This is a genomic window from Escherichia sp. WS568 (assembly GCF_046486085.1).
GTDB lineage: Bacteria > Pseudomonadota > Gammaproteobacteria > Enterobacterales > Enterobacteriaceae > Escherichia > Escherichia coli.
Genome location: NZ_JBJQMC010000016.1, coordinates 17,231 through 42,379 on the forward strand (window position 1 = coordinate 17,231; position 25,149 = coordinate 42,379).

Consider the following 25,149-nt stretch of genomic DNA (forward strand, 5'->3'; position numbering starts at 1 on the left):
TAAGGAGAGGGTTATGGGGGATATTATGCGTCCCATTCCGTTTGAGGAACTTTTGACGCGCATATTTGATGAATACCAACAACAACGCTCAATCTTTGGTATTCCCGAGCAACAGTTTTACTCACCCGTAAAAGGTAAAACTGTTAGCGTCTTCGGTGAAACCTGTGCCACTCCCGTCGGCCCTGCCGCTGGCCCGCACACGCAGCTCGCGCAAAATATTGTCACTTCCTGGCTGACTGGCGGGCGCTTCATCGAACTAAAAACCGTCCAAATTCTTGACCGTCTGGAGCTGGAAAAGCCCTGTATCGATGCCGAAGACGAGTGCTTTAACACCGAATGGTCTACCGAATTTACCCTGCTTAAAGCCTGGGATGAATACCTCAAAGCCTGGTTTGCCCTGCACCTTCTCGAAGCGATGTTCCAGCCTTCTGATTCCGGTAAATCGTTCATCTTTAATATGAGCGTCGGTTATAACCTCGAAGGTATTAAGCAACCGCCGATGCAACAGTTCATCGACAATATGATGGATGCATCTGACCATCCGAAATTCGCTCAATATCGCGATACGCTGAATAAATTACTCCAGGATGACGCATTTTTAGCCCGCCACGGATTGCAGGAAAAACGCGAATGCCTGCAGGCCTTACCGGCACGCATCCCCACCAGCATGGTAGAAGGCGTTACCCTCTCCACCATGCACGGCTGTCCTCCGCATGAAATCGAAGCCATTTGCCGCTACATGCTGGAAGAAAAAGGGCTCAATACCTTTGTGAAACTCAACCCGACCTTACTGGGGTACGCGCGTGTTCGTGAGATCCTCGATGTCTGCGGTTTCGGTTACATAGGCTTAAAAGAAGAGTCATTTGATCACGACCTCAAGCTGACGCAAGCGCTGGAAATGCTGGAACGCCTGATGGTACTGGCAAAAGAAAAATCACTCGGCTTTGGCGTAAAACTGACTAACACTCTCGGCACCATCAACAATAAAGGCGCACTGCCTGGTGAAGAGATGTATATGTCAGGCCGTGCGCTGTTCCCGCTCTCCATCAATGTTGCAGCAGTTCTCTCTCGCGCCTTTGACGGCAAACTGCCCATTTCTTATTCCGGTGGTGCCAGTCAGCTGACTATCCGCGATATTTTTGATACTGGTATTCGCCCTATTACTATGGCAACCGACCTGCTGAAACCTGGCGGCTATCTGCGCTTAAGTGCCTGCATGCGCGAGCTGGAAGGCTCCGACGCCTGGGGGCTTGACCATGTTGACGTCGAACGCCTGAACAAACTGGCAGCAGACGCGTTAACCATGGAATACACTCAGAAACACTGGAAGCCAGAAGAGCGTATTGAAGTGGCAGAAGACCTGCCGCTGACCGACTGCTACGTTGCACCGTGCGTTACTGCTTGCGCCATTAAACAGGATATTCCGGAATACATCCGTCTGCTTGGCGAACACCGCTATGCCGACGCACTGGAACTCATCTACCAACGCAACGCCCTGCCCGCCATTACCGGTCATATTTGCGATCACCAGTGCCAATACAACTGTACCCGCCTGGATTACGACAGTGCGCTGAATATCCGCGAACTGAAAAAAGTCGCGCTGGAAAAAGGTTGGGATGAATATAAGCAACGCTGGCACAAACCAGCCGGTTCTGGTTCACGCCATCCGGTTGCCGTGATTGGTGCAGGTCCGGCGGGTCTGGCAGCAGGTTACTTCCTTGCCAGAGCGGGCCATCCGGTTACGCTGTTTGAACGCGAAGCCAATGCGGGCGGCGTGGTGAAAAATATCATTCCTCAGTTCCGTATTCCTGCAGAGTTAATTCAGCACGATATCGATTTTGTTGCCGCTCACGGCGTGAAATTTGAGTATGGCTGCTCACCCGATTTGACCGTTGAACAGTTAAAAAATCAGGGCTTCCACTATGTTCTGATTGCCACCGGCACTGATAAAAATAGCGGTGTGAAACTGGCGGGCGACAACCAAAATGTCTGGAAATCACTCCCCTTCCTGCGTGAATACAACAAGGGCACAGCGCTCAAGCTGGGCAAACATGTGGTCGTTGTCGGGGCGGGTAACACGGCAATGGACTGCGCTCGTGCGGCGTTACGCGTTCCAGGCGTAGAAAAAGCAACGGTCGTTTACCGTCGTTCACTGCAAGAGATGCCAGCATGGCGCGAAGAGTATGAAGAAGCGTTGCACGACGGTGTGGAGTTCCGTTTCCTGAATAATCCGGAACGTTTCGATGCTGATGGCACCTTAACCTTGCGCGTTATGTCGCTTGGCGAACCTGATGAGAAAGGTCGTCGCCGTCCGGTTGAAACCAACGAAACAGTAACACTGCATGTAGACAGCCTGATCACCGCCATTGGTGAACAGCAGGATACTGAAGCCCTGAATGCGATGGGCGTGCCGCTGGACAAAAACGGCTGGCCAGACGTCGACCATAATGGCGAAACTCGTCTGACTGACGTCTTTATGATCGGCGACGTACAGCGCGGACCATCCTCCATTGTCGCTGCTGTCGGAACCGCGCGTCGGGCGACCGATGCCATCCTTAGTCGGGAAAACATCCGTTCCCACCAGAACGATAAATACTGGAACAACGTCAATCCGGCGGAAATCTATCAACGCAAAGGCGATATCTCTATCACCCTGGTGGATAGCGACGATCGTGACGCGTTTGTCGCCCAGGAAGCCGCACGCTGCCTTGAATGTAACTACGTTTGCAGCAAGTGTGTGGATGTCTGCCCGAACCGCGCCAACGTATCCATTGCGGTCCCTGGCTTCCAGAACCGTTTCCAGACGCTGCACCTCGACGCTTACTGTAACGAATGCGGCAACTGCGCTCAGTTCTGCCCGTGGAACGGTAAACCGTACAAAGACAAAATCACCGTCTTCAGCCTGTCGCAAGACTTTGATAACAGCAGCAACCCTGGCTTCCTTGTGGAAGATTGCCGGGTACGAGTACGTCTGAATAACCAAAGCTGGGTGTTAAACATCGACAGCGAAGGTCAGTTCAACAACGTACCACCGGAGCTGAACGATATGTGCCGCATTATTAGCCATGTCCACCAGCATCATCATTATCTGCTGGGCCGCGTGGAGGTGTAATCATGTTGATTCTGAAGAATGTCACCGCAGTGCAGTTACACCCGGCGAAAGTGCAGGAAGGCGTTGATATCGCCATCGAAAATGATGTGATTGTCGCTATCGGCGATGCCCTGACGCAACGCTACCCCGATGCCAGCTACAAAGAGATGCATGGTCGGATTGTGATGCCAGGAATTGTCTGCTCGCACAACCATTTTTACTCGGGGCTGTCCCGCGGAATTATGGCAAACATCGCCCCCTGCCCGGATTTCATCTCAACGCTGAAAAATCTCTGGTGGCGACTCGATCGCACCCTTGATGAAGAGTCGCTCTATTACAGCGGACTGATTTGTTCCCTGGAAGCGATTAAGGGCGGATGTACATCGGTTATCGATCACCATGCCTCTCCGGCGTATATCGACGGGTCGCTCTCCACATTGCGCAACGCATTTTTAAAAGTTGGCCTGCGCGCGATGACCTGTTTTGAAACTACTGACCGTAACAACGGTATCAAAGAGTTGCAGGAAGGTGTAGAAGAAAACATCCGCTTCGCCCGTCAGATTGATGAGGCGAAGAAAGCAGCAACCGAACCGTATCTGGTGGAAGCACATATCGGCGCTCACGCGCCGTTTACCGTGCCGGATGCCGGTCTGGAGATGCTGCGTGAAGCCGTGAAAGCCACAGGTCGTGGTTTGCACATTCACGCTGCGGAAGACCTTTATGACGTTTCCTACAGTCACCACTGGTACGGCAAAGACCTGCTGGCACGACTGGCGCAATTCGATCTCATCGACAGCAAAACGCTGGTCGCTCATGGGCTGTACTTGTCGAAAGATGACATCGCCCTACTCAATCAGCGCGATGCGTTCCTGGTGCATAACGCCCGTTCAAACATGAACAACCATGTCGGCTACAACCATCACCTTAGCGACATCCGCAATCTGGCGTTGGGAACTGACGGCATTGGTTCGGACATGTTTGAAGAGATGAAATTTGCCTTCTTTAAACATCGCGATGCGGGTGGTCCGCTGTGGCCTGACAGTTTTGCCAAAGCACTGGCTAACGGCAACGAACTGATGAGCCGCAACTTTGGCGCGAAATTTGGCCTTCTGGAAGCCGGTTACAAAGCCGATTTAACCATTTGCGATTACAACTCGCCGACACCGCTGCTGGCAGACAATATCGCCGGGCATATCGCTTTCGGTATGGGCTCAGGCAGCGTTCATAGCGTGATGGTCAATGGCGTGATGGTCTATGAAGACCGTCAGTTTAACTTCGATTGCGATTCCATTTATGCGCAAGCCAGAAAAGCCGCTGCCAGTATGTGGCGTCGGATGGATGCGCTGGCATAAATGACAAATACCCTCTTCCCGTAGGGAAGAGGGTTAAATAAGGAAAGAAGATGATTGAACAATTTTTCAGGCCCGACTCTGTCGAACAGGCGCTGGAACTGAAGCGCCGCTACAAGGATGAAGCCGTCTGGTTCGCCGGGGGCAGCAAACTCAACGCTACACCAACCCGTACCGATAAAAAGATTGCCATTTCCTTACAGGATCTGGAACTGGACTGGGTTGACTGGGATAACGGTGCACTGCGGATTGGCGCAATGTCTCGCTTGCAGCCACTGCGTGATGCGCGATTTATTCCTGCAGCACTGCGTGAAGCCCTCGGCTTTGTCTACTCTCGCCATGTTCGTAATCAGTCGACCATTGGTGGTGAAATCGCCGCCCGGCAGGAAGAGTCTGTGCTGCTTCCCGTCCTGCTGGCACTGGATGCTGAACTGGTTTTTGGCAATGGCGAAACACTGTCAATCGAAGAGTACCTGGCCTGCCCATGCGATCGCCTGCTAACCGAAATTATCATTAAAGATCCGTATCGCACCTGTGCGACCCGCAAAATTAGCCGTTCTCAGGCAGGTTTAACCGTCGTGACGGCAGCCGTTGCAATGACAGACCACGACGGTATGCGAATTGCGCTGGATGGCGTCGCCAGTAAAGCCCTGCGTCTGCACGATGTTGAAAAACAAAATCTGGAAGGCAATGCACTTGAACAGGCTGTCGCCAACGCCATTTTCCCGCAGGAAGATTTGCGGGGCAGCGTGGCCTATAAACGCTATATCACGGGAGTTCTGGTAGCCGACCTTTATGCCGACTGCCAACAGGCTGGGGAGGAAGCCGTATGATCATCCACTTTACTTTAAATGGCGCGCCTCAGGAGCTAACCGTTAATCCAGGCGAAAACGTGCAAAAGCTGTTGTTTAACATGGGAATGCACTCTGTACGCAACAGCGATGATGGATTCGGGTTTGCCGGTTCTGACGCAATTATCTGTAACGGTAATATCGTTAACGCGTCCTTGCTTATCGCCGCACAGTTAGAGAAGGCAGATATTCGTACCGCAGAGTCTCTGGGCAAATGGAACGAGTTAAGTCTGGTTCAACAGGCAATGGTTGATGTTGGCGTGGTGCAGTCTGGTTATAACGATCCAGCTGCGGCTCTGATTATCACCGATCTTCTCGATCGCATTGCCACACCGACCCGCGAAGAGATCGACGACGCGCTTTCTGGTTTGTTCAGCCGCGATGCAGGCTGGCAACAATACTATCAGGTCATTGAACTGGCGGTTGCACGTAAAAATAATCCGCAGGCCACCATTGATATCGCTCCAACTTTCCGCGATGACCTTGAAGTCATTGGTAAGCATTATCCTAAAACTGATGCCGCGAAAATGGTGCAGGCGAAACCCTGCTATGTTGAAGACCGCGTAACGGCTGACGCCTGCGTCATTAAAATGTTACGTAGCCCACACGCTCACGCACTGATTACTCATCTGGATGTCAGCAAAGCTGAAGCCTTACCGGGCGTTGTTCACGTTATTACTCACCTGAATTGCCCGGATATCTACTATACCCCGGGCGGTCAGAGCGCACCGGAACCGTCACCGCTTGACCGCCGTATGTTCGGCAAGAAAATGCGTCACGTCGGCGATCGCGTTGCTGCGGTCGTCGCTGAAAGTGAAGAAATTGCGCTCGAAGCACTGAAGCTCATCGACGTTGAATATGAAGTGCTTAAACCTGTAATGTCGATCGACGAAGCAATGGCGGAAGATGCGCCTGTCGTGCACGATGAACCGGTGGTGTATGTTGCTGGTGCGCCAGATACTCTGGAAGACGATAACAGCCATGCAGCCCAGCGCGGCGAACATATGATCATCAACTTCCCGATCGGTTCTCGCCCCCGTAAAAATATCGCCGCCAGTATTCATGGTCATATTGGCGATATGGACAAAGGCTTTGCCGATGCCGATGTGATCATTGAGCGAACCTATAACTCAACGCAGGCACAGCAGTGCCCGACTGAAACACATATCTGCTTTACCCGTATGGACGGCGATCGTCTGGTGATCCACGCCTCCACCCAGGTACCATGGCACTTACGCCGCCAGGTCGCGCGCCTCGTGGGCATGAAACAGCATAAAGTTCATGTCATTAAAGAGCGAGTTGGCGGCGGTTTTGGTTCCAAACAAGACATCCTGCTGGAAGAAGTGTGCGCCTGGGCAACCTGCGTGACCGGACGTCCGGTACTGTTCCGCTACACCCGTGAAGAAGAGTTTATTGCTAACACCTCTCGCCACGTCGCGAAAGTCACCGTCAAACTGGGCGCGAAAAAAGATGGTCGCCTGACGGCAGTGAAGATGGATTTCCGCGCCAACACGGGCCCTTACGGCAACCACTCACTCACCGTACCGTGTAACGGACCGGCGCTGTCGCTGCCGTTATATCCGTGTGATAACGTCGATTTCCAGGTCACCACCTACTACAGCAACATTTGCCCAAATGGTGCTTATCAGGGTTATGGCGCGCCGAAAGGTAACTTCGCTATCACCATGGCATTAGCGGAACTGGCTGAACAGTTACAGATCGACCAGCTGGAAATTATCGAACGTAACCGTGTACACGAAGGGCAAGAGCTGAAAATTCTCGGTGCAATCGGTGAAGGTAAAGCGCCGACCTCCGTTCCTTCCGCCGCCAGCTGCGCACTGGAAGAGATCCTGCGTCAGGGTCGCGAGATGATCCACTGGTCGTCACCGAAACCGCAAAATGGTGACTGGCACATCGGTCGCGGCGTCGCCATTATCATGCAGAAATCGGGTATCCCAGATATCGATCAGGCTAACTGCATGATCAAACTGGAATCGGACGGCACCTTTATCGTTCATTCTGGCGGTGCGGATATTGGTACTGGTTTGGATACTGTGGTGACGAAACTGGCAGCAGAAGTGCTGCACTGCCCACCGCAGGACGTGCATGTTATCTCCGGTGATACCGATCATGCGTTGTTTGATAAAGGCGCATATGCCTCGTCCGGTACTTGCTTCTCGGGTAACGCGGCGCGTTTGGCAGCAGAAAATCTGCGGGAGAAAATTCTGTTCCACGGTGCACAAATGTTGGGTGAGCCAGTGGCAGATGTCCAACTAGCAACGCCGGGCGTCGTGCGCGGCAAGAAAGGCGAAGTTAGTTTCGGGGATATTGCCCATAAAGGCGAAACCGGCACCGGCTTTGGTTCACTGGTGGGAACTGGCAGTTATATCACGCCTGATTTCGCCTTCCCGTATGGCGCAAACTTCGCTGAAGTTGCCGTCAACGCGCGTACGGGTGAAATCCGCCTGGATAAATTCTACGCCTTGCTGGACTGCGGTACACCGGTCAACCCGGAATTAGCATTGGGACAAATCTACGGTGCTACCCTGCGAGCTATCGGCCACAGTATGAGCGAAGAGATCATTTATGACGCCGAAGGTCACCCGTTAACGCGTGATTTACGCAGTTACGGTGCACCGAAAATTGGTGACATTCCGCGTGATTTCCGCGCAGTGCTGGTGCCGAGCGACGATAAAGTCGGCCCGTTCGGGGCGAAATCGATCTCGGAAATCGGTGTAAATGGCGCAGCTCCGGCGATTGCTACCGCAATTCACGATGCCTGCGGCATCTGGTTACGCGAATGGCATTTCACACCGGAGAAAATACTCACCGCGCTGGAAAAAATATAAGTAATAAATGGCCGCTTCGGCGGCCTGTTTCTCTGTTTGAACGACGACCAAATAGTGACTGCGAAAATGAGATAAGCCGTTCTCAAGGCGTCCTGCGCCCCAAATTCGTGGGAATTTATTTTACTGATTCAGATGATCAAATTTACTTTAAAAGGAGTGAAGGGATGTCTGATATAAACCATGCAGGTTCTGACCTTATATTTGAACTGGAGGATCGCCCTCCCTTTCATCAGGCTCTCGTTGGTGCCATTACCCATCTGTTGGCAATTTTCGTTCCGATGGTAACCCCCGCGTTAATCGTGGGTGCGGCCTTACAGCTTTCCGCTGAAACAACTGCCTATCTTGTTTCAATGGCGATGATCGCCTCTGGTATTGGTACCTGGTTACAAGTAAACCGCTATGGCATCGTCGGTTCTGGCCTACTCTCAATTCAGTCAGTCAATTTTTCATTTGTTACGGTCATGATTGCGCTGGGCAGCAGCATGAAAAGCGACGGTTTTCACGAAGAGTTAATCATGTCGTCGCTCCTCGGCGTCTCCTTCGTTGGCGCATTTCTGGTTGTCGGCTCTTCTTTTATCCTGCCCTATTTACGTCGGGTTATTACGCCTACCGTCAGCGGCATTGTGGTGCTGATGATCGGCTTAAGCCTGATTAAAGTCGGCATTATCGATTTTGGTGGAGGATTTGCAGCCAAAAGCAGCGGTACATTCGGCAATTACGAACATCTCGGCGTTGGTTTATTGGTTTTGATTGTGGTGATCGGCTTTAACTGCTGTAGCAGTCCGTTGCTACGCATGGGAGGGATCGCCATTGGGCTATGTGTCGGCTATATCGCATCGTTATGCCTGGGCATGGTGGATTTCAGCAGTATGCGCAATTTGCCGTTAATCACCATCCCACATCCGTTCAAATACGGCTTTAGTTTTAGCTTCCATCAGTTCCTGGTGGTTGGCACGATTTATCTGCTTAGCGTGCTGGAAGCTGTCGGCGATATCACCGCCACGGCAATGGTTTCCCGCCGCCCCATTCAGGGGGAAGAGTATCAGTCCCGACTGAAAGGCGGCGTGCTGGCAGACGGTCTGGTTTCTGTTATCGCCTCCGCTGTCGGATCATTACCCTTAACCACGTTTGCGCAAAATAATGGGGTTATTCAGATGACTGGCGTCGCTTCACGTTATGTCGGGCGAACCATCGCGGTAATGCTGGTTATCCTCGGCTTATTTCCGATGATTGGCGGCTTCTTCACGACCATTCCCTCGGCAGTTCTGGGAGGCGCAATGACGTTGATGTTTTCCATGATTGCCATCGCAGGGATTCGCATCATCATCACCAACGGTTTAAAGCGCCGAGAAACACTTATTGTCGCCACTTCTTTAGGTTTAGGGCTTGGCGTCTCCTACGATCCCGAAATTTTTAAAATATTGCCAGCCTCTATTTATGTACTAGTTGAAAACCCTATTTGTGCTGGCGGGTTAACTGCGATTTTATTAAATATTATCCTCCCTGGTGGCTACCGACAGGAAAACGTTCTGCCTGGTATTACCTCAGCGGAAGAGATGGATTAACAGTAAAGGAGTCAATGATGTCAGGAGAACACACGTTAAAAGCGGTACGAGGCAGTTTTATTGATGTCACCCGTACAGTCGATAACCCAGAGGAGATTGCCTCTGCGCTGCGGTTTATTGAGGATGGTTTATTACTCATTAAACAGGGAAAAGTGGAATGGTTTGGCGAATGGGAAGACGGAAAGCATCAAATTCCTGACACTATTCGCGTGCGCGACTATCGCGGCAAACTGATAGTACCGGGCTTTGTCGATACACATATCCATTATCCGCAAAGTGAAATGGTGGGGGCCTATGGTGAACAATTGCTGGAGTGGTTGAATAAACACACCTTCCCTACTGAACGTCGTTATGAGGATTTAGAGTACGCCCGCGAAATGTCGGCGTTCTTCATCAAGCAGCTTTTACGTAACGGAACCACCACGGCTCTGGTGTTTGGCACTGTTCATCCGCAATCCGTTGATGCGCTGTTTGAAGCCGCCAGCCATATCAATATGCGTATGATTGCCGGTAAGGTGATGATGGACCGCAACGCACCGGATTATCTGCTCGACACTGCCGAAAGCAGCTATCACCAAAGCAAAGAGCTGATCGAACGCTGGCACAAAAATGGTCGTCTGTTGTATGCGATTACGCCACGCTTCGCCCCTACCTCATCTCCTGAACAGATGGCGATGGCGAAACGCCTGAAAGAAGAATATCCGGATACGTGGGTACATACCCATCTCTGTGAAAACAAAGATGAAATTGCCTGGGTGAAAGAACTTTATCCTGACCATGATGGCTATCTGGATGTTTACCATCAGTACGGCCTGACCGGTAAAAACTGTGTCTTTGCTCACTGCGTCCATCTCGAAGAAAAAGAGTGGGATCGTCTCAGCGAAACCAAATCCAGCATTGCTTTCTGTCCGACCTCCAACCTTTACCTCGGCAGCGGCTTATTCAACTTGAAAAAAGCATGGCAGAAGAAAGTTAAAGTGGGCATGGGAACGGATATCGGTGCCGGAACAACTTTCAACATGCTGCAAACGCTGAACGAAGCCTACAAAGTATTGCAATTACAAGGCTATCGCCTCTCGGCATATGAAGCGTTTTACCTGGCCACGCTCGGCGGAGCGAAATCTCTGGGCCTTGACGATTTAATTGGCAACTTTTTACCTGGCAAAGAGGCTGATTTCGTGGTGATGGAACCCACCGCCACTCCGCTACAGCAGCTGCGCTATGACAACTCTGTTTCTTTAGTCGACAAATTGTTCGTGATGATGACGTTGGGCGATGACCGTTCGATCTACCGCACCTACGTTGATGGTCGTCTGGTGTACGAACGCAACTAATAATAAAACTTTAACATCCTCGTGAGGACATCATTATGTCTGGAGACATCCTACAAACACCGGACGCACCAAAGCCACAGGGCGCGCTGGATAATTATTTTAAAATTACCGCTCGTGGCAGTACCGTTCGTCAGGAAGTACTGGCTGGCTTAACGACCTTTCTGGCCATGGTTTATTCCGTTATCGTCGTTCCGGGAATGCTGGGCAAAGCAGGTTTTCCTCCCGCAGCTGTGTTTGTTGCCACCTGTCTGGTCGCGGGCTTCGGCTCGTTGCTGATGGGATTATGGGCCAATTTGCCAATGGCGATTGGTTGCGCGATTTCCTTGACGGCGTTTACCGCATTCAGTCTGGTACTCGGGCAACAAATTAGCGTTCCTGTCGCACTGGGCGCGGTCTTTCTGATGGGAGTCATCTTCACCGCCATTTCCGTAACCGGTGTGCGTACCTGGATCTTACGTAATTTACCGATGGGGATCGCTCACGGTACAGGTATCGGTATCGGGCTGTTTCTGCTGCTGATTGCTGCTAACGGTGTGGGAATGGTTATCAAAAACCCGATTGAAGGCTTGCCAGTGGCGCTCGGTGCGTTTACCTCCTTCCCGGTGATGATGAGCTTACTAGGGCTGGCGGTCATCTTCGGTCTGGAGAAGTGTCGCGTACCAGGCGGGATCTTGTTGGTGATTATTGCAATTTCGATCATCGGCTTAATCTTTGACCCAGCGGTGAAGTACCACGGTCTGGTGGCGATGCCAAGCCTGACTGGCGAAGATGGTAAGTCTCTGATTTTCAGCCTCGATATTATGGGCGCACTCCAGCCAACTGTACTTCCGAGTGTACTGGCATTGGTGATGACCGCAGTGTTCGACGCCACTGGCACCATCCGTGCCGTCGCCGGTCAGGCGAATTTGTTGGATAAAGACAACCAGATCATCAACGGCGGCAAAGCCCTGACCAGTGACTCAGTAAGTTCAATATTCTCCGGCCTGGTGGGCGCAGCGCCCGCAGCGGTTTATATCGAATCAGCGGCAGGAACCGCCGCCGGGGGTAAAACAGGGTTAACCGCAACCGTAGTGGGGGCGTTATTCCTGCTGATTCTGTTCTTATCACCGCTGTCATTTTTGATCCCTGGTTACGCCACTGCACCCGCTCTGATGTACGTAGGTTTGCTGATGTTAAGTAACGTCTCGAAGCTGGATTTCAATGATTTTATTGACGCTATGGCTGGCCTGGTGTGTGCCGTGTTCATCGTTCTGACTTGTAATATCGTTACCGGTATTATGCTGGGCTTTGTGACACTGGTCGTAGGCCGCGTCTTTGCACGCGAATGGCAAAAGCTGAATATTGGTACGGTGATCATTACTGCCGCACTGGTCGCATTTTACGCGGGTGGTTGGGCAATCTAATAGATTCTCCGCGCCTTTCAGCGCGGAGATTTCTTTCACAGAGGATTCTCACCGCTGGCAACAATACGCTGCTGGCGGACTCGCCTGAGTTCTCTTTCAGTAAGCAACTGCAGCGCCTGTGTTGGGCAAGATTCAACGCAGGCTGGCCCCTCTTCCCGCTGTTCACAGAGATCGCATTTCACGATTTGTTGCCGGGTATCCCCCGGCAACGACTGAATGGTGATCATTCCAAACGGGCACGCACTGACGCAACTCTGACAGCCAATACAACGGGCAGAATTGGTCTGCACCACCTGCTCGCCCATCGTCAGCGCCCCCACGGGGCAAGCGCCAACACAAGGGGCGTTTTCACACTGATGGCACATCACCGGCGCACTGATGCTGTCCAGTCGCTGTACCTTCAGCCGGGGTAAAAAGACATCGGCATTCAACTCCTGTTCTGAAGGGTGAGCGACCACACAGGCTACTTCACAAGTACGGCAGCCAATACAGTCAGCCGGATTAACGATAATTAACGATTTCATCACGATGCCTTCGTATCAAACAGAGTTAACATATCGCGCGCCGCCTGCCTTCCTGCGGCCATTGCAGTGACAACCAGATCCGCGCCATGAACTGCATCACCACCAGCAAAGACTTTTTTCAGATGCGTCTGGGTAGGTAAATACCCGACGTCACCGGTTTGAATCAGGCCCCATTTATCGAGTTTAATTCCGCTGCCCTGCAACCACGGCATGGCATGCGCCTGGAAACCAAAGGCCATAATGAGAACATCGGCGGGCAATTCAAACTCTGAACCCGCTACCGGACGAGGACGACGGCGACCATCCGGCCCCGGCTCCCCCATGGCGGTACGAATCAGGCCCACTGCAGTTAAACGCCCATCTTCGTCACAAGCGATATATTGCGGCTGAACATTGAACTGAAACTCGACACCTTCCTCGCGCGCATTGACCACCTCTTTGCGCGAGCCCGGCATACTGACTTCATCACGACGATACGCGCAGGTCACGCTGGCGGCATTGAGGCGGATGGAGGTCCGCAAACAATCCATGGTCGTATCGCCACCGCCCAATACCACGACTCGCTTACCTTCCACATCCGTCAGCGGATACTCTTCAGACTCCGGCAACCCCATGAGCTGGCGGGTATGGGCAGTCAGGAACGGTAGAGCCTGAATGACACCGGGCGCATCTTCATGCGGCAGATCTGCTCGCATCATCCCGTAAGTCCCCACGCCGATGAAAACTGCATCATATTCAGAAGTTAAATCGCTAAAGGTAATATCGCGGCCAATTTCACAGTTAAGATGAAAGTCGATTCCCATTGCGGTGAATATCTCTCGCCGCTGGCTTAATACCGTTTTATCGAGTTTGAAAGGAGGTATGCCAAAAGTCAGCATACCGCCAATTTCTGGATGGCGATCAAAGACATCAACCTGAACTCCTGCGCGCGCCAGAATATCAGCACACCCTAACCCTGCAGGCCCTGCGCCAATCACCGCCACTTTTTCGATACGGGGAACAACTTTGCTGACATCGGGACGCCAGCCCATCGCCAGCGCGGTATCGGTGATGTAGCGTTCCAGATTCCCGATAGAGACTGCGCCAGAGTGATCTTTCAAAGTACATGCGCCTTCACAAAGACGGTCCTGTGGACATACCCTGCCGCAGATTTCTGGTAAGGAACTGGTCTGGTGGCAAAGTTCTGCCGCTTCAATAATCTTTCCTTCCTGCACCAGACGGATGTAATCCGGAATAGCGTTATGCAGCGGGCAATGCCAGTTGCAGTTAGCTTTTTCGGCGCAATAAACACAGCGGTCACTCTCATAAGTCGCTTGTTGTGGATCCAGCCCGTAATAGATTTCGCCAAAGTGGGTTTTCCGTTCACTCGCTGAAATGTTATCTGCGCCTTTACGCGAGTTAACGGGGAGCAACGCTGCACTGCGAGATGGCTGAGCGTCTGATGACGCTTTTCCTGCTGCCGTTTTGCGCTGGCGGGCCACCTTTATCTGCTGCAACCCTTTATCGTCCATCAGCCGTAACGCCTGTGTTGGGCAGACTTCAATACAGGCTTGCGTGCCGGAACTGCGCTGGTTACAAAGGTCGCATTTCTGCGCAATCGTATCGACCATCTCAACGACGCCAAAGGAGCAAGCGATTGCGCATCTTTTACAACCAATACATTTTTGCTCGTCCAGTTGTACGCTATCGGGCTGGAAAGTCAGAGCATTAACCGGACAAGCCGTAACGCAAGGGGCATTGTTGCAGTGATGGCAGGCCACCGGATTCGCAGCCTGGCCTTTCCCTACAACGTGGATACGCGGTCGAAAGTCACTGTGACTCAGCGGCCAGTTTTCTTGATTATGTGCCATCGCACAGGCAATTTCACAAGCATGACAGCCTATACATTCCGCAGCTTCAGCAGCGATAAACTTATTCATTTGCATCCCTTTCATTTAATGAGTTATGTCTTCTCAAATTTCGCGATGCAATAAATGGGCATATATTAGGTAGCATGGCCGATTTAATTATAATTTTGCGACTGAGTTCAAATTATTGCCCCTCAATCTGTGCCGCTTTCATTATTTCAACATTGCCGACCAAAAGAGATCTAACCAGATAAAAACGATTAAATACGAGAGTGCGACATGCCAGAATGATTAATGAAATATCAATATGAGAAAATTACAGATAATTCCATTGTCAGGTTCTCTTCTCATTTTCGTGGTTTAACCACGATTATGTGATTGCCTCCGCAATTCCTGTCTCTAACTCCCCTTCCTCGCAAAAACTGGCACTCCACGAGCATGTGTTTAGACAGTTTCATTAACGTAAACGGTTGCTTTTTACTCTGGCGAGCGAAAGGAGAAACACTGATGAGCGCCATAGATTCCCAACTTCCCTCATCTTCAGGGCAAGATCGCCCAACTGATGAGGTTGACCGCATATTATCACCAGGAAAGCTGATCATACTCGGTCTGCAACACGTCCTTGTCATGTACGCAGGTGCAGTCGCTGTTCCTCTTATGATTGGTGACCGACTGGGCCTCTCAAAAGAAGCTATTGCGATGCTCATTAGCTCGGATCTCTTTTGCTGCGGGATCGTCACATTATTGCAATGTATCGGTATCGGCCGCTTTATGGGGATCCGCCTGCCGGTGATTATGTCGGTGACCTTCGCCGCTGTAACACCAATGATAGCCATTGGGATGAACCCGGATATCGGCCTGCTGGGGATATTCGGTGCCACTATCGCCGCGGGTTTTATCACCACATTATTAGCGCCACTTATCGGTCGCTTGATGCCTTTATTCCCGCCACTGGTTACCGGTGTGGTTATTACTTCTATCGGACTTAGCATCATTCAGGTGGGTATTGACTGGGCCGCAGGAGGTAAAGGGAATCCGCAATATGGTAATCCCGTTTATTTAGGTATCTCCTTTGCCGTCTTAATTTTTATCTTGCTCATTACTCGCTATGCGAAAGGATTTATGTCCAACGTCGCCGTATTACTGGGGATTGTATTTGGCTTTTTACTTTCGTGGATGATGAATGAAGTCAATTTATCCGGGCTACATGATGCTTCATGGTTTGCGATTGTCACGCCGATGTCATTTGGTATGCCGATTTTCGATCCCGTTTCCATTCTGACCATGACTGCCGTGTTAATCATCGTGTTTATCGAGTCGATGGGGATGTTCCTGGCACTGGGTGAAATAGTCGGTCGTAAACTCTCTTCACACGATATTATTCGCGGGCTGCGTGTCGATGGCGTAGGGACAATGATAGGCGGAACGTTTAACAGCTTCCCCCACACGTCATTTTCACAAAACGTTGGCCTGGTTAGCGTGACGCGCGTTCATAGCCGCTGGGTGTGTATTTCTTCGGGAATTATATTAATCCTGTTTGGCATGGTGCCAAAAATGGCGGTGCTGGTCGCCTCCATTCCGCAATTTGTGCTGGGCGGTGCTGGGCTGGTGATGTTCGGCATGGTACTGGCGACAGGAATTCGAATTCTGTCGCGCTGTAACTACACCACCAACCGTTACAACCTCTATATTGTGGCGATCAGTCTCGGCGTTGGCATGACTCCGACGCTCTCTCACGATTTCTTTTCTAAGTTACCGGCCGTACTGCAACCGTTGCTGCATAGCGGCATTATGCTCGCAACCCTTAGCGCCGTTGTGCTGAACGTCTTCTTTAATGGCTATCAGCATCATGCTGATCTGGTGAAGGAATCCGTCTCTGATAAAGATTTAAAAGTCAGGACAGTACGTATGTGGCTTCTGATGCGCAAGCTGAAGAAAAATGAGCATGGAGAATAATATGAATCTTTTAATGCGCGCTATATTCAGTCTGTTGTTGCTTTTTACTCTCTCTATTCCTGTCATTTCTGACTGTGTTGCAATGGCCATTGAAAGTCGCTTCAAATATATGATGCTGCTTTTTTAAATGGTTTTTACCTGTCGACATCCGCTCAAAACGGGCGGTTGTCGATAAACGCTCACTTGGTTAATCATTTCACTCTTCAATTATCTATAATGATGAGTGATTAGAATTACATGTGAGAAATTATGCAAACGGAACACGTCATTTTATTGAATGCACAGGGAGTTCCCACGGGTACGCTGGAAAAGTATGCCGCACACACGGCAGACACTCTCTTACATCTCGCGTTCTCCAGTTGGCTGTTTAATGCCAAAGGGCAATTATTAGTTACCCGCCGCGCACTGAGCAAAAAAGCATGGCCTGGCGTGTGGACTAACTCGGTTTGTGGGCACCCACAACTGGGAGAAAGCAACGAAGACGCAGTGATCCGCCGTTGCCGTTATGAGCTTGGCGTGGAAATTACGCCTCCTGAATCTATCTATCCTGACTTTCGCTACCGCGCCACCGATCCGAATGGCATTGTGGAAAATGAAGTGTGTCCGGTATTTGCCGCACGCACGACCAGTGCGTTACAGATCAATGATGATGAAGTGATGGATTATCAATGGTGTGATTTAGCAGATGTATTACACGGTATTGATGCCACACCGTGGGCGTTCAGTCCGTGGATGGTGATGCAGGCAGCCAATAGTGAAGCAAGAAAATTGTTGTCTGCTTTCGCGCAGCACAATTAAAAAACCCCGACATTTGCCGGGGTTGTGAGCATAACGTAATGCTTATTTCACCGGACGCATCGCCGGGAACAGAATAACGTCGCGGATGGTATGGCTGTTGGTGAACAGCATTACCATACGGTCGATACCAATTCCCAGACCTGCTGTCGGCGGTAAGCCATGTTCCAGTGCGGTGACATAATCTTCGTCGTAGAACATCGCTTCGTCGTCGCCTGCGTCTTTCGCGGCAACCTGATCCAGGAAGCGCTGCGCCTGATCTTCCGCGTCATTCAGCTCGCTAAAGCCGTTACCGATTTCACGACCACCAATGAAGAACTCAAAGCGGTCTGTGATTTCCGGGTTAACGTCGTTACGACGCGCCAGCGGAGAAACTTCTGCCGGATATTCAGTAATGAAGGTCGGCTGAATCAGATGTGCTTCTGCCACTTCTTCGAAGATCTCGGTAACGATACGGCCCAGACCCCAGCTCTTCTCAACGTGGATACCGATAGATTCAGCAATCGCTTTCGCAGAGTCGAAGTTGTCCAGATCTGCCATGTCGGTTTCCGGGCGATATTTCTTGATCGCTTCACGCATGGTCAGTTTTTCGAACGGTTTACCGAAGTCCAGCGTCACGTCGCCGTAGGTCACTTCCGTCTTACCGAGAATATCCTGTGCCAGAGTACGGAACAGCGATTCGGTCAGCTCGATCAGATCTTTGTAATCCGCGTAAGCCATATAGAGTTCCATCATGGTGAACTCTGGGTTATGACGTACGGAGATACCTTCGTTACGGAAGTTACGGTTGATTTCGAATACACGCTCGAAGCCACCGACCACCAGACGCTTGAGGTACAGTTCCGGCGCGATACGCAGGTACATGTCGAGATCCAGCGCATTATGGTGGGTGATAAACGGACGCGCAGCGGCACCGCCTGGGATCACCTGCATCATCGGCGTTTCAACTTCCATAAAGCCGCGGTTCACCATGAACTGGCGAATACCAGAGAGGATCTGCGAGCGCACTTTAAAAGTGTTGCGGGATTCATCGTTAGAGATGAGATCCAAATAACGCTGACGATAGCGCGCTTCCTGATCCTGCAAGCCGTGGAATTTGTCCGGCAGCGGACGCAGTGCTTTGGTCAGCAGACGCAGCTCGGTGCAGTGGATAGACAGTTCGCCAGTTTTGGTTTTGAACAGTTTACCTTTCGCGCCGAGGATGTCGCCGAGGTCCCATTTTTTGAACTGCTCGTTGTAAATGCCTTCCGGCAGATCGTCACGGGCAACGTACAGCTGAATGCGGCCCCCCACGTCCTGCAGGGTAACGAAAGACGCTTTACCCATAATACGACGGGTCATCATGCGGCCAGCAACGGCAACTTCGATGTTCAGCGCTTCCAGTTCTTCGTTCTCTTTACCGTCGAATTCTGCGTGCAATTGGTCAGAGGTATGATCGCGACGGAAATCGTTCGGGAAGGCAATCCCCTGCTCGCGCAGGTTCGCCAGCTTCTCACGACGCGTTTTCAGTTCATTGTTAAGATCGACTACCGCGTCAGCGCCCTGTGCGTGTTGTTCAGACATGTTGGTTCCTCATAACCCTGCTTTCAAACTTGCTTCGATAAATTGATCCAGGCTGCCGTCCAGCACGGCCTGCGTGTTGCGGGTTTCTACCCCGGTACGCAGATCTTTAATGCGGGAGTCATCAAGGACATAAGAACGAATCTGGCTGCCCCAGCCGATATCAGATTTATTATCTTCCATCGCCTGTTTCTCGGCATTTTTCTTCTGCATCTCCAGTTCATAAAGCTTCGCTTTCATCTGCTTCATGGCCTGGTCTTTGTTCTTGTGCTGGGAACGGTCGTTCTGGCACTGGGTCACGATCCCGGTCGGGATGTGGGTAATACGCACCGCAGATTCGGTACGGTTAACGTGCTGACCGCCCGCGCCGGACGCGCGATAAACGTCGATGCGCAGATCCGCCGGGTTGATTTCGATATCAATATCGTCATCAACTTCCGGGTAAACAAACGCGGAGCTGAACGACGTGTGGCGACGACCGCCGGAGTCAAACGGGCTCTTACGCACCAGGCGGTGAACGCCAGTTTCTGTACGCAGCCAGCCGTAAGCGTAATCGCCGGAGATTTTGATCGTCACGGATTTAATACCCGCCACTTCACCTTCCGACTCTTCGATGATTTCAGTTTTGAAACCACGCGATTCTGCCCAGCGCAGATACATACGCTCAAGCATGCTCGCCCAGTCCTGTGCTTCCGTACCACCAGACCCCGCCTGAATATCGAGGTAGCAGTCGGCGCTGTCATATTCGCCAGAGAACATACGGCGGAACTCAAGCTGCGCCAGTTTTTCTTCCAGAGCGTCGAGTTCAGCAACGGCTTCGTTAAAGGTTTCTTCGTCGTCAGCTTCTACAGCCAGTTCCAGCAGACCAGAAACATCTTCCAGCCCCTGTTTCATTTGGTCAAGGGTGTCGACAACGGCTTCGAGGGAGGAACGCTCTTTACCCAGCGCCTGTGCGCGTTCGGGTTCGTTCCAGACATCCGGCTGTTCCAGCTCGGCGTTTACTTCTTCCAGACGCTCTTTCTTGGCGTCATAGTCAAAGATACCCCCTAAGAACGTCGGAGCGTTCCGTGAGGTCCTGAATGCGATTATTTACCGGATTAATTTCAAACATGGTCTGATTTCTTTTCTTGAGCTAGTCAAAATGCGGTGATAAGAGCGGGATTGTACCCAATCCACGCTCTTTTTTATAGAGAAGATGACGCTAAATTGGCCAGATATTGTCGATGATAATTTGCAGGCTGCGATTGCCGCGAAACTCGTTGATATCAAGCTTATAAGCCAGTTGCACTTCGCGCACGCCGTTATCCGGCCAAAGGGCGGTATCAACGTTAAAGGCAATGCCGTCCAGCAGCGGGCCGCCGCCGACCGGTTCAACCATGACCTTCAAATGGCGTTCGCCTACCAGTCGTTGTTGCAGAAGGCGGAAATGACCGTCAAACAGCGGCTCCGGGAACATCTGCCCCCACGGGCCAGCATCGCGCAGCAGCTGCGCTACTTCCATGGTCATTTCGGCCGGGCTTAACGGGCCGTCTGACACCACTTCGCCTTGCAATAGTGAAGGATCCAGCCACTCAGTAACCAGTTCGCCAAACCGTTGTTGAAAGAGTTCGAATTTATCCTCTTCCAGCGACAAACCAGCCGCCATCGCATGACCGCCAAACTTGAGCATCATGCCAGGGTAGAGCATGTCTAACCGCTCCAGCGCATCACGCATATGCAGCCCCTGAATGGAGCGACCGGAACCTTTCAGCGTACCATCACCTGCTGGCGCAAAGGCGATAACCGGACGATGAAAACGCTCTTTGATGCGCGAAGCCAGAATGCCGACCACGCCCTGATGCCATTCGGGGTGATACATTGCCAGCCCACCGGGTAGCGTGTCGCGGCTGCGCTCCAGTTTCTCGCACAGGGTCAGGGCTTCAATCTGCATTCCCTGTTCGATCTCTTTTCGCGTCTGGTTTAGCGCATCGAGTTCATTTGCCAGCACGCGCGCTTCGCCGATGTTGTCGCACAGCAACAGCGCCACACCAACGGACATATCATCCAGTCGCCCGGCGGCATTGAGACGCGGCCCCAGCGCAAAACCTAAATCGCTGGCGGCGAGTTTTTGCGCATCGCGATTGGCCACTTCCAGCAGCGCTTTAATCCCCGGACGGCACTTCCCGGCGCGGATGCGGCTCATCCCCTGCCAGGTCAGAATACGGTTATTAGCGTCCAGCGGCACCACGTCTGCCACTGTCCCCAACGCCACCAGATCCAGCAGTTCTGCCAGATTAGGAATTGCGATGCCGCGCTCATCAAACCAGCCCTGATCGCGCAAAAAGGTGCGCAGAGCCAGCATCAGATAAAACGCCACACCCACGCCTGCCAGTGATTTCGACGGGAAATTACAGTCGCGCAAGTTAGGGTTAATGATCGCTTCCGCTGCGGGTAATGTGTCGCCCGGCAAATGGTGATCGGTAACAATAACCGGAATGCCCAACGAACGAGCGTGTTCAACCCCCGCATGGGAGGAAATACCGTTATCCACCGTGACAATTAACTGCGCGCCACGGGCATGGGCCTGATCGACTACTTCCGGGCTTAAGCCGTAACCGTCTTCGAAACGGTTTGGTACCAGGTAGTCGATATTGCTGCAACCAAGCGAGCGCATCGCCAGCACGCTTAGAGCCGTGCTGGTCGCGCCGTCGGCGTCGAAATCACCGACCACAATAATCCGCGTTCCTTCGCGAAAAGCGTTGTAAAGGATCTCAACGGCCTTTTCGACGCCGCTCAGTTGCTGCCAGGGCAGCATACCTTTAACACTGCGTTCCAGTTCATGCGCACTGCGTACTCCCCGGCTGGCGTATAAACGGCGCAGCAAGGGAGGCAATTCCGCGGGCAAGTCTGCCGTTTCATCGACTTCACGGCGACGAAGTTGTATCTGTTGTTTCACGCGAATTATTTACCGCTGGTCATTTTTTGGTGTTCGTCGAGGAATTCTTTCATGTCTTTCGGCGGCTGGTAACCCGGAACAAGTGTGCCATTGCTCAGCACAACTGCTGGAGTACCGCTAACGCCAAGCTGGACGCCAAGTGCGTAATGGTCGGCAATATCCACGTCGCAGCTGGCTGGTGCGACGCTTTTACCTGCCATCACATCATCAAACGCTTTGTTTTTATCTTTCGCACACCAGATAGCTTTCATTTCTTTCTCTGCATCGCTATCCAGCCCCTGGCGCGGGAAAGCAAGATAACGCACGGTGATCCCCAGCGCGTTATAGTCTGCCATTTGCTCATGCAGTTTGTGGCAGTAACCACAGGTAATATCAGTAAACACGGTGATGACGTGTTTTTCCTGCGGCGCTTTATAAACGATCATCTCTTTTTCAAGCGCATTCAACTGCTTTAACAGCATCTTATTGGTGACATTGACCGGAGCCGTGCCACTAACGTCATACATTGGCCCCTGAATGATATGTTTACCATCATCGGTGATGTACAACACACCGCTGTTAGTCAGAACTGTCTTCATGCCAGCTACGGGCGCGGGCTGAATATCGCTGCTTTTGATGCCCATTTTGGCTAACGTTTGTTGAATTGCCGCGTCATCAGCCTGAGCAAAGCCTGAAAACGCCGCCAACAAAGTAAACAACATAAAACCTTTCTTCATAAATCTTCCCGTTCTTTTCAGACATCACGCCCGCGGGTGATGCTGTTGATGAAGTTGCCGCAGACGCTCGGTAGCGACATGCGTATAAATTTGCGTGGTGGAGAGATCGCTGTGGCCCAGTAGCATCTGCACCACGCGTAAATCCGCACCATGATTTAATAAGTGAGTGGCAAAAGCGTGACGCAACACATGCGGTGACAGCTTTTCGCTGTCGATACCCGCCAGCACGGCATAATGTTTAATGCGGTGCCAGAAGGTCTGTCGCGTCATCTGCTGCGCACGCTGGCTGGGAAACAACACGTCAATTGACACACCATTCAGCAGCCACGGACGCCCATGTTCCAGATAGGTTTCCAGCCAGTAAACCGCCTCTTCACCTAACGGCACCAGGCGCTCTTTGTTGCCTTTACCAATGACCCGCACTACGCCCTGACGCAGGCTGATATCACTCATTGTCAGCCCGACCAGTTCAGAGACACGCAGTCCGGTAGCATACAACACTTCAAGCATGGCTTTATCGCGTAGCTCCAGTGGCTGATCAATTAATGGTGCCTGCAATAAACGTTCGACCTGCGCTTCGCTTAAATCTTTTGGCAAACGCTGGGGCAATTTCGGTGAAGCGAGATGCGCACTGGGATCGTCTTCACGAAACTTTTCGCGATAAAGATACTGGAACAATCGGCGCACTGCACTCAGCAAACGCGCTGAGCTGGTGGCTTTATACCCGCCCTCCAGCCTTTCTGCCAGTAATGCCTGCAAATCGTCACTTTGCGCCGTCGCCAGCGTCAACCCGCGGTGATGCAACCACTCCACCATCATTGACAGATCGCGACGGTATGCGTTCAACGTATTTTCAGCCAGATTTTTTTCCAGCCACAGAGCATCAAGAAACTGCTCGATGCGTGCCAGATCCTGTTTCACTTGCGCCCCTTATGGTCACTCATTTGATCCATTATGCCTTATTGTGCCGTGACTAAAGCGATTCTGATACACTAGCCGCAAAAGCCACAGCAGAATCGAGAAGCTTACGTTATGAATATGGGTCTTTTTTACGGTTCCAGCACCTGTTACACCGAAATGGCGGCAGAAAAAATCCGCGATATTATCGGCCCAGAACTGGTGACCTTACATAACCTCAAGGACGACTCCCCGAAATTAATGGAGCAGTACGATGTGCTCATTCTGGGTATCCCGACCTGGGATTTTGGTGAAATCCAGGAAGACTGGGAAGCCGTCTGGGATCAGCTCGACGACCTGAACCTCGAAGGTAAAATTGTTGCGCTGTATGGGCTTGGCGATCAACTGGGATACGGCGAGTGGTTCCTCGATGCGCTCGGTATGCTGCATGACAAGCTCTCGACCAAAGGCGTGAAGTTCGTCGGCTACTGGCCAACGGAAGGATATGAGTTTACCAGCCCGAAACCGGTGATTGCTGACGGGCAACTGTTCGTGGGTCTGGCGCTGGACGAAACTAACCAATATGACCTTAGCGACGAGCGTATTCAGAACTGGTGCGAGCAAATCCTCAACGAAATGGCAGAGCATTACGCCTGATGTCACTGACGGCTTAGCGCATATGCTTTGCCGTCATCTTTATCTTTGCGTCTCTTGTTGCAACAAAATCCGCCGTAAATCCCGCCATTCGGCTTCGTCCATGCTGTCGGCTGCCAGCCATAAATGTTGCCGTTTACCGCTGTCAGAACGTAAACGCAGCATCATGCCGCTCTTAATCATCCACGGCGCTTTGACGATGCTCCACTCCTGCCCTTGCCAGCGCAAACGCCCGTCCATCAACAGGCGAATTTCCCCCTGGCGAGCATTAATGCGCCGCTGGCTGCGAACGCAATCAAACACCACCAGCGAAAGTAACACCATCCATAACGGGGTGTAACTGAGCGGCCAGGGCATGAGTAAAATAACAGCGGCAACCAGCCCATGAATCAGCAAGGAAAGCCACTGTGCGCGCCAAGAGACGCGCAAATCAGATTGCCACAGGACCACGTTCCCGGTTCCGTGTCTGGATGAGTCGGACCATCATTTCCAGTTCTGCATCGGCCGGTTTACCGTGATTCATCAGCCAGTTAAACAGGTCCGGATCGTCACATTCCAGCAGACGAATAAAGATGCGTTTTTCGTCATCGCTTAAGCTGTCGTACTCATGTTCGAAAAACGGCATGATTGAAATATCGAGTTCGCGCATACCACGGCGGCATGCCCAATGAATGCGGGCTTTGTTGTTAATGTCCATCTTCTTCCTGTCTCACGAAAGTCCAGTACCCCGCTATTGTAACGTGTTTTTCGACTTCTTTTGCGGGAATATCAGTAAACACAATCGCGATCGCGAAATTAATTCACAACAATTCAAGGGCTTCAT

At 51.7% G+C, this 25,149-nt stretch carries 21 protein-coding genes; 11 read left to right on the forward strand and 10 right to left on the reverse strand.

What is annotated here, in order from left to right; genetic code table 11:
- Positions 1 to 13: 13 nt before the first annotated feature.
- The 7 genes from ygfK (at position 14) to ghxQ (ending at position 12,442) form a co-directional block, all read left to right on the forward strand.
- On the forward strand, positions 14 to 3,112 hold the full coding sequence (ygfK, locus tag ACJHWR_RS17045) for a putative selenate reductase subunit YgfK (protein WP_000502380.1): 3,099 nt from the start codon (positions 14 to 16) through the stop codon (positions 3,110 to 3,112).
- Positions 3,113 to 3,114: 2 nt separating this feature from the next.
- On the forward strand, positions 3,115 to 4,443 hold the full coding sequence (ssnA, locus tag ACJHWR_RS17050; protein WP_000906297.1) for a putative aminohydrolase SsnA: 1,329 nt from the start codon (positions 3,115 to 3,117) through the stop codon (positions 4,441 to 4,443).
- Between the two features lie 50 nt (positions 4,444 to 4,493).
- Positions 4,494 to 5,273, forward strand: coding sequence for a molybdopterin-dependent oxidoreductase FAD-binding subunit (gene ygfM / locus ACJHWR_RS17055; protein WP_000572434.1), 780 nt, complete (start codon positions 4,494 to 4,496; stop codon positions 5,271 to 5,273).
- Positions 5,270 to 8,140: a molybdopterin-dependent oxidoreductase Mo/Fe-S-binding subunit gene (locus ACJHWR_RS17060; protein WP_000583592.1), complete on the forward strand. Its 2,871-nt coding sequence runs from the start codon at positions 5,270 to 5,272 to the stop codon at positions 8,138 to 8,140. Before ygfM ends, ACJHWR_RS17060 begins: the two co-directional genes overlap by 4 nt.
- 164 nt (positions 8,141 to 8,304) lie before the next feature.
- The gene (gene xanQ / locus ACJHWR_RS17065) at positions 8,305 to 9,705 is read left to right on the forward strand and encodes a xanthine/proton symporter XanQ (RefSeq protein WP_001280200.1); all 1,401 of its coding nucleotides are present in this window, start codon (positions 8,305 to 8,307) and stop codon (positions 9,703 to 9,705) included.
- 17 nt (positions 9,706 to 9,722) lie between these two features.
- Positions 9,723 to 11,039: a guanine deaminase gene (guaD, locus tag ACJHWR_RS17070; protein WP_001389470.1), complete on the forward strand. Its 1,317-nt coding sequence runs from the start codon at positions 9,723 to 9,725 to the stop codon at positions 11,037 to 11,039.
- 35 nt (positions 11,040 to 11,074) lie between these two features.
- Complete coding sequence (gene ghxQ / locus ACJHWR_RS17075) at positions 11,075 to 12,442, forward strand: guanine/hypoxanthine transporter GhxQ (RefSeq protein ID WP_000012163.1); 1,368 nt, start codon at positions 11,075 to 11,077, stop codon at positions 12,440 to 12,442.
- Between the two features lie 35 nt (positions 12,443 to 12,477).
- Here ghxQ and ACJHWR_RS17080 read toward each other — a convergent pair whose 3' ends face one another.
- The gene (locus tag ACJHWR_RS17080) at positions 12,478 to 12,966 is read right to left on the reverse strand and encodes a 4Fe-4S dicluster domain-containing protein (protein ID WP_000838428.1); all 489 of its coding nucleotides are present in this window, start codon (positions 12,964 to 12,966) and stop codon (positions 12,478 to 12,480) included.
- A complete protein-coding gene (gene ygfT, locus ACJHWR_RS17085) occupies positions 12,966 to 14,885 on the reverse strand; it encodes a formate-dependent uric acid utilization protein YgfT (RefSeq protein WP_024210542.1) in 1,920 nt (639 codons plus the stop codon). The genes ACJHWR_RS17080 and ygfT overlap by 1 nt, the downstream gene beginning before the upstream one ends.
- 435 nt (positions 14,886 to 15,320) lie before the next feature.
- Here ygfT and uacT point away from each other — a divergent pair, with 435 nt between their 5' ends.
- The gene (gene uacT / locus ACJHWR_RS17090; RefSeq protein WP_001295374.1) at positions 15,321 to 16,769 is read left to right on the forward strand and encodes a urate/proton symporter UacT; all 1,449 of its coding nucleotides are present in this window, start codon (positions 15,321 to 15,323) and stop codon (positions 16,767 to 16,769) included.
- A 1-nt stretch (position 16,770) separates the two neighbouring features.
- On the forward strand, positions 16,771 to 16,896 hold the full coding sequence (yqfG, locus tag ACJHWR_RS17095; protein ID WP_001050745.1) for a protein YqfG: 126 nt from the start codon (positions 16,771 to 16,773) through the stop codon (positions 16,894 to 16,896).
- Here yqfG and ACJHWR_RS17100 read toward each other — a convergent pair.
- Positions 16,893 to 16,964: a protein YqfH gene (locus ACJHWR_RS17100; protein ID WP_120795390.1), complete on the reverse strand. Its 72-nt coding sequence runs from the start codon at positions 16,962 to 16,964 to the stop codon at positions 16,893 to 16,895. The genes yqfG and ACJHWR_RS17100 overlap by 4 nt on opposite strands.
- A gap of 54 nt (positions 16,965 to 17,018) precedes the next feature.
- On the opposite strand from ACJHWR_RS17100, the gene idi reads away from it, so the two are divergent.
- Positions 17,019 to 17,567: an isopentenyl-diphosphate Delta-isomerase gene (idi, locus tag ACJHWR_RS17105; protein ID WP_001192793.1), complete on the forward strand. Its 549-nt coding sequence runs from the start codon at positions 17,019 to 17,021 to the stop codon at positions 17,565 to 17,567.
- Between the two features lie 42 nt (positions 17,568 to 17,609).
- On the opposite strand, the gene lysS is transcribed toward idi, so the two are convergent.
- The 5 genes from lysS to xerD form a co-directional block, all read right to left on the reverse strand.
- Positions 17,610 to 19,127 carry a lysine--tRNA ligase gene (gene lysS / locus ACJHWR_RS17110; RefSeq protein ID WP_000003060.1) on the reverse strand — a complete coding sequence of 506 codons (1,518 nt, stop codon included), beginning with the start codon at positions 19,125 to 19,127 and terminating at the stop codon, positions 17,610 to 17,612.
- Between the two features lie 9 nt (positions 19,128 to 19,136).
- Positions 19,137 to 20,235 (reverse strand): peptide chain release factor 2 gene (prfB, locus tag ACJHWR_RS17115; RefSeq protein WP_001701073.1). Its coding sequence is split into 2 segments (ribosomal slippage): positions 19,137 to 20,159 and positions 20,161 to 20,235, totalling 1,098 coding nucleotides; the frame shifts between segments, so codons are not numbered across the junction.
- A gap of 90 nt (positions 20,236 to 20,325) precedes the next feature.
- Complete coding sequence (gene recJ, locus ACJHWR_RS17120) at positions 20,326 to 22,059, reverse strand: single-stranded-DNA-specific exonuclease RecJ (RefSeq protein ID WP_000813176.1); 1,734 nt, start codon at positions 22,057 to 22,059, stop codon at positions 20,326 to 20,328.
- 5 nt (positions 22,060 to 22,064) lie between these two features.
- Positions 22,065 to 22,775, reverse strand: a complete 711-nt coding sequence (dsbC, locus tag ACJHWR_RS17125; RefSeq protein ID WP_000715213.1) for a bifunctional protein-disulfide isomerase/oxidoreductase DsbC — start codon at positions 22,773 to 22,775, stop codon at positions 22,065 to 22,067.
- Positions 22,776 to 22,799: 24 nt separating this feature from the next.
- Complete coding sequence (xerD, locus tag ACJHWR_RS17130; RefSeq protein WP_000806638.1) at positions 22,800 to 23,696, reverse strand: site-specific tyrosine recombinase XerD; 897 nt, start codon at positions 23,694 to 23,696, stop codon at positions 22,800 to 22,802.
- A 111-nt stretch (positions 23,697 to 23,807) separates the two neighbouring features.
- Between xerD and fldB the strand changes: the two genes are divergently transcribed.
- A complete protein-coding gene (fldB, locus tag ACJHWR_RS17135; protein WP_001055872.1) occupies positions 23,808 to 24,329 on the forward strand; it encodes a flavodoxin FldB in 522 nt (173 codons plus the stop codon).
- A gap of 39 nt (positions 24,330 to 24,368) precedes the next feature.
- Here the strand turns inward: fldB and ACJHWR_RS17140 are convergent, their stop codons facing one another.
- Together ACJHWR_RS17140 and sdhE are read right to left on the reverse strand one after the other, a co-directional pair.
- Positions 24,369 to 24,776 carry a protein YgfX gene (locus tag ACJHWR_RS17140; protein ID WP_000244781.1) on the reverse strand — a complete coding sequence of 136 codons (408 nt, stop codon included), beginning with the start codon at positions 24,774 to 24,776 and terminating at the stop codon, positions 24,369 to 24,371.
- Entirely contained in the window at positions 24,757 to 25,023 is a 267-nt protein-coding gene (gene sdhE / locus ACJHWR_RS17145; RefSeq protein ID WP_000354046.1) for an FAD assembly factor SdhE, read from the reverse strand. The genes ACJHWR_RS17140 and sdhE overlap by 20 nt, the downstream gene beginning before the upstream one ends.
- Positions 25,024 to 25,149 lie beyond the last annotated feature (126 nt).